10 protein-coding genes are annotated in these 11,153 nt (G+C 64.4%); all 10 read left to right on the top strand.

What is annotated here, in order from left to right; genetic code table 11:
• On the top strand, positions 1-589 hold a 589-nt coding region (gene slmA / locus DBR12_RS20770; protein ID WP_108618960.1), incomplete at its 5' end, for a nucleoid occlusion factor SlmA.
• Positions 590-773: 184 nt separating this feature from the next.
• Positions 774-1,517: a TetR/AcrR family transcriptional regulator gene (locus tag DBR12_RS20765; RefSeq protein WP_108618959.1), complete on the top strand. Its 744-nt coding sequence runs from the start codon at positions 774-776 to the stop codon at positions 1,515-1,517.
• Positions 1,518-1,522: 5 nt separating this feature from the next.
• A complete protein-coding gene (locus tag DBR12_RS20760) occupies positions 1,523-3,319 on the top strand; it encodes an acyl-CoA dehydrogenase C-terminal domain-containing protein (protein ID WP_108618958.1) in 1,797 nt (598 codons plus the stop codon).
• A 44-nt stretch (positions 3,320-3,363) separates the two neighbouring features.
• Entirely contained in the window at positions 3,364-3,801 is a 438-nt protein-coding gene (locus DBR12_RS20755) for a DUF2147 domain-containing protein (RefSeq protein ID WP_108618957.1), read from the top strand.
• A 67-nt stretch (positions 3,802-3,868) separates the two neighbouring features.
• A complete protein-coding gene (locus tag DBR12_RS20750) occupies positions 3,869-6,271 on the top strand; it encodes a 3-hydroxyacyl-CoA dehydrogenase/enoyl-CoA hydratase family protein (RefSeq protein ID WP_108618956.1) in 2,403 nt (800 codons plus the stop codon).
• An 11-nt stretch (positions 6,272-6,282) separates the two neighbouring features.
• Positions 6,283-6,792, top strand: coding sequence for a DUF4442 domain-containing protein (locus tag DBR12_RS20745; RefSeq protein ID WP_108618955.1), 510 nt, complete (start codon positions 6,283-6,285; stop codon positions 6,790-6,792).
• Positions 6,793-6,804: 12 nt separating this feature from the next.
• On the top strand, positions 6,805-8,004 hold the full coding sequence (locus DBR12_RS20740) for an acetyl-CoA C-acyltransferase (protein ID WP_108618954.1): 1,200 nt from the start codon (positions 6,805-6,807) through the stop codon (positions 8,002-8,004).
• 261 nt (positions 8,005-8,265) lie between these two features.
• Positions 8,266-9,153: an alpha/beta fold hydrolase gene (locus DBR12_RS20735; protein ID WP_108618953.1), complete on the top strand. Its 888-nt coding sequence runs from the start codon at positions 8,266-8,268 to the stop codon at positions 9,151-9,153.
• A gap of 27 nt (positions 9,154-9,180) precedes the next feature.
• Positions 9,181-10,044, top strand: coding sequence for an acyl-CoA thioesterase II (locus DBR12_RS20730; RefSeq protein ID WP_108618952.1), 864 nt, complete (start codon positions 9,181-9,183; stop codon positions 10,042-10,044).
• A gap of 69 nt (positions 10,045-10,113) precedes the next feature.
• Positions 10,114-10,890, top strand: coding sequence for an enoyl-CoA hydratase (locus DBR12_RS20725; RefSeq protein ID WP_108618951.1), 777 nt, complete (start codon positions 10,114-10,116; stop codon positions 10,888-10,890).
• The last annotated feature ends 263 nt before the right edge of the window (positions 10,891-11,153 follow it).

Genomic DNA, 11,153 nt, shown 5'->3' with positions numbered 1-11,153 from the left:
GCCCAAGCCGGGCGAGCGCCGCGTGCAGATCCTGCAGGCGCTGGCGACCATGCTGGAGCAGCCGGGTGCCGAGCGCATCACCACCGCCGCACTGGCCGCGCGCCTGTCGGTGAGCGAGGCGGCGCTGTACCGCCATTTCGCGAGCAAGGCGCAGATGTTCGAGGGTCTGATCGACTTCATCGAGCAGACCGTGTTCACTTTGGTGCAGCAGATCACCGGCCGCGACGTGCCCGACTCCGATCAGGCGCCGGAGGTCGGTGCGCGCCAGGCAGCACGCATCGTGGCGCTGTTGCTGCAGTTTGGCGAGCGCAACCCTGGCATGGTGCGGGTGATGGTGGGCGACGCCCTGGTGTTTGAGCATGAGCGCCTGCAGCAGCGCATGAACCAGTTTTTTGACCGCATCGAATCCACGCTGCGCCAGTGCCTGCGCCCAGCCACGGCGGCATCGGCTACGCCCACAGTGGATGCGCAGGTGGCGGCCAGCGTGCTCACGGCTTTTGCGCTGGGGCGGCTGCAGCGCTATGCCCGCTCGGGTTTCAAGCGCCTGCCGTCGGAACACCTGGATGCCAGCCTGGCGCTAATCTTGTAAAAAACCTTTTGCCCTTGCCCGCCTCGGCGGGCTGACGCCGGGAGTGACAGGGCAGGGCGGCGCAGCCGCGCGGTGGTGCCGCCGCAACGCGCGTTTGGGTGACCCTCCCTATTTTTTCCAGGGGTTTTGGCTGTGCCTTGAAATTGCTGCAGAATAGAACGAACGTTCGTTTTTATTTGCCAGCATGCCCGCCACCTCCGAATCCAGCCCGGTCAGCCGCAGCCCGCGTGCCCGCAGCAGCACGGGCCGTGCCCTGCAAAAGGGCCAGCAAACCAAGGCGGCCATCGTCGAGGCGGCGCTGGGCCTGGCCACGCACATCGGGCTCGAAGGCCTGTCCATCGGGGCGCTGGCCGATGTCACGGGCATGAGCAAGTCGGGCGTGTTCGCGCACTTCGGCTCGCGCGAAGAGCTGCAGATCTCCGTCATCCGCGAATACCACACCCGTTTCGAGCAGGAAGTGTTCTACCCCGCCATGTCCGCCCCGCGCGGCGTGGCGCGTTTGTCGGCCCTGTTCGACAACTGGATGAAGCGCACCTCCATCGAAATTGACTCGGGCTGCATCTACATCAGCGGCGCCGTCGAATTTGATGACCGCACTGGCCCCGTGCGCGATGCACTGGCTAGCTCGGTGCTGACCTGGCACGCCGCCATGCGCCGCGCCATCGAGCAGTGCAAGCTGCTGGAAGAGCTGCGCGCAGACACCAATGCCGAGCAGATGTTGTTCGAGATCCACGGCCTCATCCTCGCGCTGCACTACGAAGCGCGGTTCCTGCAGACCCCGGGCTCCATGGCCCGGGCGGTGCAGGGTTTTCACAACATCCTGGCGCGCTACAGCGCCGCAAAACCAGGCGCCAGCGCAGCAGCACCCGTTGCTGCTGCTACCAAGCGCCGCAAAGTTTCCAACCAAACCACCACCTCCAAGGAGTAAACCCCATGCCTATGTACACGCCGCCCCTGCGCGACATGCAATTCGTCATGCACGAAGTGCTCAAGGTCAGCGATGAATTCAAGGCCATGCCACCCCACGCCGAGGTGGATGTGGACACCATCAACGCAGTGCTCGAAGAAGCCGGCAAGTTCACCGCCGAAGTGACCTTCCCGCTGAACATCAGCGGTGACACCGAAGGTTGCGTGCTCAACAAGGCCACCCACGAAGTAAAGACCCCCACGGGCTTCAAGGATGCCTACGCCAAGTACGTCGAAGGCGGCTGGGCTGCGCTGTCGTGCGACCCCGCCTATGGCGGCCAAGGGCTGCCGTTTGTACTGAACCAGTGCCTGTACGAGATGATGAACTCGGCCAACCAGGCCTGGACCATGTACCCCGGCCTGTCGCACGGCGCGTACGAAGCCCTGCATGCACACGGCACCGAAGAGCAAAAGAAGATCTACCTGCCCAAGCTGACCAGCGGTGAGTGGACCGGCACCATGTGCCTGACCGAACCCCACTGCGGCACCGACCTGGGCCTGCTGCGCACCAAGGCCGAACCCCAGGCCGACGGCACCTACAAGATCACCGGCAACAAGATTTTCATCAGCGCCGGCGAGCACGATATGACCTCCAACATCGTGCACCTGGTGCTGGCCCGCCTGCCCGATGCGCCCAAGGGCAGCAAGGGCATCAGCCTGTTCGTGGTTCCCAAGTTCAATGTGAAGGCCGACGGCTCGCTGGGCGAGCGCAACCCCATCTTCTGCACGGGCCTGGAGCACAAGATGGGCATCCACGGCAACGCCACCGCGCAGATCGCCATCGACGGCGCCATCGGCACCATGGTAGGCCAGCCCAACAAGGGCCTGGCTGCCATGTTTGTGATGATGAACGCGGCCCGCCTGGGCGTGGGCAACCAGTCGCTGGGCCTGACCGAAGTGGCTTACCAAAATGCGCTGGCTTACGCCAAGGACCGCATCCAGATGCGCAGCCTCTCGGGCGTCAAGGCCAAGGACAAGGACGCCGACCCCATCATCGTGCACCCCGACGTGCGCAAGATGCTGCTCACCGCTAAGGCCTACGCCGAAGGTGGCCGCGCGCTGCAGATCTTCTGCACGCTGCTGCTGGACAAGGTGCACAGCCACCCCGATGAAAAGGTGCGCGCCGAATCCGAAGAAATGGTAGCGCTGCTCACCCCCATCGTGAAGGCCTTCATCACGGACAACGGCCATATCTCTACCAACGCCTGCATGCAGGTCTTCGGCGGCCACGGCTTCATCAAGGAATGGGGCATGGAGCAGTACGTGCGCGACAACCGCATCAACATGATCTACGAAGGCACGAACACCGTGCAGTCGCTGGACCTGCTGGGCCGCAAAATCCTGGGCAACAACGGCGCCACGCTCAAGAAGCTGGGCAAGCTGATCGGCAAGCTGGTGGAAGAAGAAGGCGTGAACGAGAAGATGGCTGAGTTCATCAACCCCATCGCGATGCTGGGCGATCAGATGACCAAGTTCACTACCGAGATCGGTTTCAAGGGCATGCAGAACCCCGACGAAGTGGGCGCTGCCGCCGTGGACTACCTGCGCGTGGCCGGCCACCTGGTGTTCGGCTATCTGTTCGCCCGCATGGCCCAGGTGGCGCTGCGCGAGATCGCCGCTGGCAACTCCGATCCGTTCTACGGCGCCAAGCTGCAGACCGCGCGTTTCTACTTTGCCAAGCTGTTCCCCGAAACCGTCACGCTGATGCGCACGGCCCGTGCTGGCAGCAAGGTGCTGATGGACACCGATCTGGCCTTGGCCTGATCGGTAGACCAACGGATTTCAAGCTTTTTTGGCACGGAGCGCCTATGTATAAAGCGGTGGCAGCTATTGTTTTTGTAGCGTCTTCGGTGCCCGCATGGGCGCAGGCAACGCCCGAAGGCCTGTGGCGCAACATCGACGACAAGACCGGCGAGGCCAAGGCCGAAATCCGCATCCGCGACATCGGCGGCGGCGTGCTGAACGGGGCGCTGGAAAAGCGCCTGTCCAAGGACGCCAAACCCGATGAGGTCTGCGACGAGTGCTCGGACGACCGCAAGGGCAAGCCCATCTTGGGGCTGGAGATCATCCGGGGCGCCAAAAAGGCCGAAGGCAAAGAGGTGTGGGAAAGCGGCAAGATTCTCGACCCTGAGAATGGCCGAAGCTACACCCTGCGCATGACCCCCATCGAAGGGGGCAAGAAGCTCGAAGTGCGCGGCTCCATCGGCCCCTTTGGTCGCACGCAGACCTGGATCCGCATCCAGTAAACCCCATTCCCGTGGCCTTGCGCACCCCATGCGGTTTTGCGCAAGGCCCCAACCAGGAACCCAACCCATGTCCAGATTCCAAGTGAAAAAAGTCGCCGTGCTCGGCGCAGGCGTGATGGGCGCGCAGATTGCTGCGCATCTCGTCAACGTGAAGGTGCCGGTGGTGCTGTTCGATCTTCCGGCCAAGGAAGGCCCGAAGAACGGCATCGTCACCAAGGCCGTCGAAGGCCTCAAGAAGCTCAAGCCTTCGCCCCTGGGCGTGGCCGACGATGCGGCGCTGATCCAGCAGGCCAACTACGAAGAGCACATGCACCTGCTCAAGGAATGCGACCTCGTGATCGAGGCCATTGCCGAGCGCATGGACTGGAAGCTGGACCTGTACACCAAGATCGCTCCCCACGTGGCCAAGCACGCCATCCTGGCGTCCAACACATCGGGCCTGTCGATCACCAAACTGTCCGAAGTGCTGCCCGAGAGCATCAAGCCGCGCTTCTGCGGCATCCACTTCTTCAACCCCCCGCGCTACATGACGCTGGTGGAGCTGATCAACACCCCCACCACCCAGCCCGAAGTGTTGGACCAGCTTGAAGCCTTTGTCACCAGCGGCCTGGGCAAGGGCGTGGTGCGGGCGCACGACACGCCCAACTTTGTGGCCAACCGCGTGGGCATCGCAGGCATGCTGGCCACCATGAAGGAGGTCGAGAACTTCGGCCTGACCTACGACGTAGTGGATGACCTCACGGGCAAGAAGCTCGGCCGCGCATCGAGCGGCACCTTCCGCACCGCCGACGTGGTGGGCCTGGACACCATGGCCCACGTCATCAAGACGCTGCAGGACAACCTGAGCATTGAGACCGACCCGTTCTACGAAAGCTTTGGCACGCCCGCCGTGCTGAAAAAGCTGCTGGAGCTGGGCAACCTGGGTCAGAAGGCCAAGGCAGGCTTCTTCAAGAAGGTCGGCCGCGACGTGATGCGCTTCGAGCTGGAAAGCGAAGAGTACGTGCCCGCCGGCCAGAAGGCCGACGAGGTGTATGCCCGCATGCTCAAGAAGCCCGCTGCCGAGCGCCTGCGCCTGCTGCGCAACGCCGAAGGCGCGCCCGGCCAGTTCCTCTGGGCCATCCTGCGCAACAGCTTCCACTACGCAGCCGTGCACCTGGGCACCATTGCCGACAACGCACGCGACGTGGACCAGGCCATGCGCTGGGGCTTTGGCATGAAGCAGGGCCCCTTCGAGCTGTGGCAAGAAGCAGGCTGGCTCGAAGTGGCCAAGATGATTCAGGAAGACATCGACGCCGGCAAGGCGCTGTGCAAGGCACCGCTGCCCGAATGGGTCTTCAAGGGCCCCGTGGCCGAAGCCGGTGGCGTGCACACCGCGCAGGGCTCCTGGAGTGCATCGCAAGGTAAGTTTGTGCCCCGCCGCCAGCTGCCCGTGTACGAGCGCCAGATCTTCCCCGAGGCTCTGCTGGGCGAAACCAGCCTGCCCGATTGGCGCACCGCTGGCACCACCATTGCCGAGTCCAAGGCGCTGCGCACCTGGACGCTGGACGGCCAAGTGCTTATCGCCAGCATCAAGAACAAGATGCACGCCATCAGCCCCGAAGTGATGGAAGCGCTGATGGAAGCGCTGGAACTGGCCGAGTCCGAGTACCAGGGCATGGTCATCTGGTCCGGTGACGCGCCTTTCAGCGTGGGTGCGGACCTGGAAGCCACGATGCCCGCCTTCATGGTCGGCGGCGCCGATGCGGTGGAAAGCATCGAGCAAGAGCTGCAGAACCTGATGCTGCGCATCCGCTACGCGCAGGTGCCTGTCGTCGCGGCCATCCACGGCATGGCACTGGGCGGCGGCTGCGAGCTGGCCGTGTATTCGGCCAAGCGTGTGGCGCACATGGAAAGCTATATCGGCCTGGTGGAAGTGGGTGTGGGCCTGGTGCCCGGTGCGGGCGGCCTGACCTACATCGCCCGCCGCGCGGCCGAGAACATGGCGGTTTCGACGAGCAAGGACATCCTGCCCTTCCTGACCGAAGGCTTCACCGCTGCGGCTATGGCCAAGGTGGGCACCAGCGCGCTGGAGTCGCGCAAGCTGGGCTTCCTGCTGGACAGCGACATCATCGTGCCCCACAAGGACGAGCTGCTGTTCGTGGCCATCAACGAAGCCAAGTCCATGGCCGCCAGCGGCTGGCGTGCACCGCACAAGCGCCTGTTCCCCGTGGCGGGTCGCAGCGGCCTGGCCACCATCAAGGCGCAGCTGGTGAACATGCGCGACGGCGGCTTCATCAGCGCTTACGACTTCAAGATCGGCGCCATGATCGCCGAGGTGGTCTGTGGCGGCGATGTGGATGCGGGCTCGATGGTGAGCGAGGAATACCTGCTCACGCTGGAGCGCAAGGTGTTCTGCCACCTGATCGCACAGCCCAAGACGCATGAGCGCATCCTGGGCATGCTCTCGACAGGCAAGCCAGTCCGCAACTGATCGGCATCACCATGACGAGCCAAGCCCCCAACAAACTCCAGCGCTCGCTGATGCGTCTGGACGAGGCGCCCGCCTTCATGCGCGGCTTCGTGCAGAACATCATCCTGCGCCGGGCCGTGCCCTTTACCGGCACGGCCGGGGTGAAGTTCGTGTCGCTCACGCCGGAGCGTGTCGAAGTGCACCTGGCCAATGAGCGCCGCGTGCAAAACCATATCGGTGGCGTGCACGCCTCGGCCATGAACTTGCTGGCCGAAACGGCCACCGGCATGGTCGTGGGCATGAACGTGCGCGACGACTGCCTGCCGCTGGCCAAGGAACTCTCCATGGCGTTCAAGAAGCGCGCCACGGGCGGCCTCAAAGCCGTGGCCACGCTGACCGCCGAGCAGCGCGCCGCCATGTTGGCCAGCGACAAGGGCGAGGTGCAGGTGAAAGTCACCGTGACCGACGAAGCCGGTGTGGAGCCGGTCGAATGTGTATTTACGTGGGCCTGGGTTCCTTCCAGCCGCCCCCCCAAGAATTGAAGGAGTTTCACCATGGCTCAAAAACAAGTCCAGGACGCCTACATCGTCGCAGCCACGCGCACGCCCATCGGGCGCTCGGGCCGCGGCTATTTCAAGAACACCCGCCCCGACGATCTGCTGGTCGCCGCCGTCAAGAGCGCCATGCTGCAGGTCCCCACGCTGGACCCCAAGGCGATTGAAGACGCCATCATCGGCTGCTCCTTCCCTGAAGGTGAGCAGGGCATGAACATGGCCCGCATCGCTGTGGGCCTGGCGTTTAATCACCCCGTGGGCGGCGTGACGGTGAACCGTTTCTGCGCATCGGGCATCACCGCGCTGCAGATGGCCGCCGACCGCATCCGCGTGGGCGAGGCTGACGTGCTGATCGCCGGTGGCGCCGAGTCCATGAGCCTGGTGCCCATGGGCGGCAACAAGCCCTCGTTCAATGCCGAAGTGTTTGCGCGTGACGAAGACGTGGGCATTGCCTACGGCATGGGCCTGACCGCTGAAAAGGTGGCCCAGCAGTGGAAGGTGAGCCGCGAAGCGCAGGACGCGTTTGCGCTTGAATCCCACCTGCGCGCCATCAAGGCGCAGAAAGCTGGTGAGTTCACCGACGAAATCACGCCGTTCGAGATCGTGGAGCGTTCGCCCAACCTCGCCACCGGCGAAGTGGTGGAAAAGCGCCGCACCGTGAGCCTGGACGAAGGCCCCCGCCCGGACACGTCGCTGGAAGGCCTGGCCAAGCTCAAGCCCGTGTTTGCCGCACGCGGCAGCGTCACGGCGGGCAACAGCTCGCAGACCAGCGATGGCGCGGGTGCCCTCATCGTGGCCAGCGAAAAGGCCGTGAAGCAGTTCGGCCTGACGCCGCTGGCGCGCTTCGTGAGCTACGCCGCGCGGGGCGTGCCCCCCGAGATCATGGGCATTGGCCCTATCGAAGCCATCCCGGCAGCGCTGCGGTATGCGGGCCTCAAGAGCGATGACATTGGCTGGTATGAGTTGAACGAGGCGTTTGCGGCGCAGTCGCTGGCGGTCATCAACACGCTGGGGCTCAACCCTGCGAACGTGAACCCGATGGGGGGCGCGATTGCGCTGGGGCACCCGCTGGGCGCTACCGGTGCCATCCGTGCGGCGACGGTGGTGCATGCACTGCGCCGCCACAAGCTGAAGTACGGCATGGTCACGATGTGTGTAGGAACCGGCCAAGGCGCCGCAGGCATCATCGAGGCGTTGTAACTGGCTACTGCGCGGCTTTCATGCGTCGTTGGGCGGTGCTCGCAATCCTCACGTACCGCAAGTACGTTCCGGTTGCTGCGCTCCGTCCGCCTAGCCTGAAAGCCGCTCGCTACGCCCTTGAGGGCAGGGGTTGAATACACAAGGGCGGGGCAATCACACACCCAACCGTTCGGGCTGAGCCTGTCGAAGCCAAGGCACTAACCCGGCGATTCGTTTTCTTTTCAAGCTGGCGCAGATCGGCATTGAGCTAAGGAGACAGACATGAACAAGCAAACCTTGCAGGTCAACGGGGCGGTGTCTTTGGCGCTGCGTGTCTACGAACCCGAGGGCGCTCCGCGCGCCAGCGTCGTGATCGGCGGCGCGATGGGGGTGCGGCAGTCGTACTACGAGGCCTTTGCGCTGTGGATGGCGCAGCAGGGGTTTCGGGTCACCACGTTTGACTACCGGGGCCACGGCGATTCGCTGCAGGGCCCCATGCGCGATGTGAAGGCGGATCTGTTCGACTGGGCCGAGGACTACGAGGCCGTGATCTCCACCGCCAAGGCCGCGCTGCCGTCGCAGCCTTTGTTTCTGCTTGGGCACAGCCTGGGCGCGCAGTTGCCGGGCTTGCTGAAAAAGCCCGAGCAGGTGGCGGGCCTGCTGAGCGTGGCTGCAGGCAGCGGCTACTGGCGTGACAACGCGCCGCAGCTCAAGCGCATCGTTCCGTATTTCTGGTGGGTGCTGGTGCCGCTGGCCACACGGCTGTGCGGGTACTTTCCGGGGCGTACGCTCAAGAAGGTGGGCGATCTGCCAGCGGGGGTGATCCTGCAGTGGCGGCGCTGGTGTCTGGACCCTGCCTACAGCGTGGGCGCCGAGGGGCCTGCGGTGGCGCAGAGTTATGGTGCGGTGCGGTTCCCGGTGCTTGCGCTGTCCATGGCCGACGACGAGCTGATGACCTTGCGCGGAACGCACAACCTGGTGAATTTGTACGCCAACACCGAGCGCCGCGTGGAGAGCATCACCCCGGCCGACTTGCAGGTGCGGCGCATTGGGCACTTTGGCTTCTTTCGCGACCAGTTCCGCCAGAGCCTGTGGCCGCGTGCAGCGGCAGCGCTGGCGGCCCTGGGCGGCGGTGTGCCACACGCCGAAGTCTCCGGCACGACGGCCTGAGCGGTGGTTTCGCGGCACACTCGCAGCATGACGTCTTCCTCCCATTCTTCCACTGCGTCCGCTGCCCATCCGCTGGACGACGCGGTACAGCTGACGGCCTCGTCCTCTTCTGCGGCGGGCCAGTACGAAGGTCAGACCCACCCTGGCTACTGGAACATGGTCGGCCCGTTTGGTGGCGTTACCGCCGCCACGCTGCTGCAGGCCATCCTGCAGCACCCTGATCTGCTGGGCGATCCGCTTTCGCTCACCGTCAACTACGCGGGCGCACTGACGGCTGGCGCATTCACCGTGCAGGCCACTCCCGTCCGCACTAACCGCTCTACCCAGCACTGGACGCTGTCGATCCTGCAAGCTGACCCCAAGAGCGGCGAGCAGGTGGTCACCACCACCGCCACGGCTGTCACCGCAGTGCGCCGCGAGACCTGGAGCGCAGGCGATGTGCCCATGCCCGACGTCCCACCGCCATCCGCGCAGGCCGCCATGCCCCGAGGTTTGGGCGTGGAGTGGCTCAACCGCTACGAGATGCGCCCCATCACCGGCGCCATTCCACGCCAGTGGGACGGTAGCGGCGACCACAGCCTGACGCAGCTGTGGATGCGCGATGCGCCGCCGCGCCCGCTGGACTTTTTGGCGCTGGCCGCGTTGGCCGATGTTTTCTTTCCCCGGGTGTGGCTGCGCCGCGCTCACCATGTGCCTGCCGGGACGGTGTCCATCACGGTGTACTTTCATGCCACCGCAGCCCAGCTGCAGGCCACGGGCACGGGTTATCTTCTCGGCCAGGCGCGCGGGCAGGAGTTCCGCAACGGTTTCTTCGACCAGACCGTGCAGCTGTGGAATGAGGCGGGCACCATGCTCGCCACCAGCCATCAGATCGTTTACTACAAGGAGTAGGAGGTCGGCCTGTTGCTCTGCACGGCGCATTCCTGTCCCCGCCATCATCATCACTGACCCTTCACCACCATGACCGAAGCCACCCAAGACATCCTCGTCCACTCCGAAGCGGGCGTGACCACCATCACCTTCAACCGTGTTGACAAGAAGAACTCCATCACGCGCGACATGTATGCCGCCATGGCCGACGCGCTGGACGCCGCCAAGGCCGACGTCAGCGTGCGCGTGGTGGTGTTCCAGGGTGACATCGCCATCTTCAGCGCGGGCAACGACATTGGCGACTTTCTGCAGCAGCCGCCTGCCACGCAGGATTCGCCGGTGTTCCGCTTCCTGCGCGGCATCGCCACCTTCCCCAAGCCCGTGATCGCCTCGGTCTGTGGCCCGGCCGTGGGCATTGGCACGACGATGCTGTTCCATTGCGATCTGGTCTATGCGGGCGACAACGCCGCGTTCTCCATGCCGTTCGTCAACCTGGGCCTGTGTCCCGAGGCGGCGTCGAGCCTGCTCGTGCCGCAGATGCTGGGGTATCACCGCGCTGCTGAAGCCTTGCTGTTGGGCGAGCCTTTCATGGCTGAGGCCGCGCTGGAGGTAGGCCTGGTGAACCGTGTGGTGCCGCCCACCGAATGCAATGGGGTGGCGCAGGCACAGGCGAAGAAGCTGGCAGCCAAGCCGTTGTCGTCGCTCATCGAAACCAAGCGGTTGATGAAGGGTGGGCAGACGGCGAAGGTGTTGGAGGTGATGGCGGAAGAGGGTGAGAGCTTTGGGCGCATGTTGCGCGAGCCTGCGGCGCGGGAAGCGTTCTCGGCGTTTATGGAAAAGCGCCGTCCAGACTTCAGCGCGGTTTGAGTCGTTGGTTCTGAGGGTTTTTTGGCTGCTTGCGCTTGTAAATAAAGCGCTGGCAGCTATTGTTTTGATAGTTCGTTCTCGCCCCATCCGTTCGGGTTGAGCCTGTCGAAGCTTTTTGCGGTGGCTACTGCATGCCCGTGTGGAGTGCGGGAGCCGGGAGTCGCCCGGCGTGCGAGTAACTTTCTTTTGCTTCGCCAAAAGAAAGTCACCAAAGAAAAGGCGACCCCCAGTCTGCGACCCCTGCGCTTCGCTACGGGGTGACC

It is taken from the genome of Acidovorax sp. HMWF029 (assembly GCF_003060895.1).
In the GTDB taxonomy this organism is placed as follows: domain Bacteria; phylum Pseudomonadota; class Gammaproteobacteria; order Burkholderiales; family Burkholderiaceae_C; genus Acidovorax.
Note: the sequence above shows the minus strand (reverse complement) of the source record. Positions and strands in the feature narration are given on the sequence as shown.